General features: G+C 74.8%; 1 protein-coding gene. It reads left to right on the forward strand.

What is annotated here, in order from left to right:
• The first annotated feature begins 79 nt into the window (after positions 1–79).
• Positions 80–487, forward strand: a complete 408-nt coding sequence (locus tag D183_RS0117875) for a hypothetical protein (RefSeq protein ID WP_232757305.1) — start codon at positions 80–82, stop codon at positions 485–487.
• The last annotated feature ends 48 nt before the right edge of the window (positions 488–535 follow it).

Genomic DNA, 535 nt, shown 5'->3' on the forward strand with positions numbered 1-535 from the left:
CGCCGCGGCCGCTGCGCGCGCGCAGCCGGATGGCGTGCCCCCGGGCAATGGGGCGCCGCGCTGGCTGGTCCGCGGCGGCGTGGTGCTGGCGTTCGCGATCGTCGGGCCGCTCCTGGGCACGCTGGTCGTTGGCCTGCCGTTGGCGTTTTCCTGGACGTGGGGGCAGCCCGGCGGCTTCGGCGATGCGCTGCCGCTTCTCCTGCTCATGGCGTTGATGTCCTGCATCTTCGGCGCGTTGCCGGGGCTGTTGACCGGCCTGTTCGCCGCCTATGCCTGGCCCCGCCTGCGTGGCTGGCGCGCGCATCTGCTGGTGGGGGTGATCGGTGCCGGCATGTCGGCCGTCTGCGTCGGTGCGCTCATCGCCTGGATCAACAGCCACCGCGACGCGTTCCGCGAGCCCGGCAGCTGGCTGGGATCTTGCGTGCTTGCCGGGGGCGTCGGCGCCATGCTGCTCTCGCTGGCGCTGGATCGGCTGCGCGGACGCTGAGCGCTGCCGCGGCCCGGCCGGTGCTGGCCTGCGGCCGCAGGGCGCCAG

This window comes from Xanthomonas sp. SHU 199 (assembly GCF_000364665.1).
GTDB classification, from domain to species: domain Bacteria; phylum Pseudomonadota; class Gammaproteobacteria; order Xanthomonadales; family Xanthomonadaceae; genus Xanthomonas_A; species Xanthomonas_A sontii.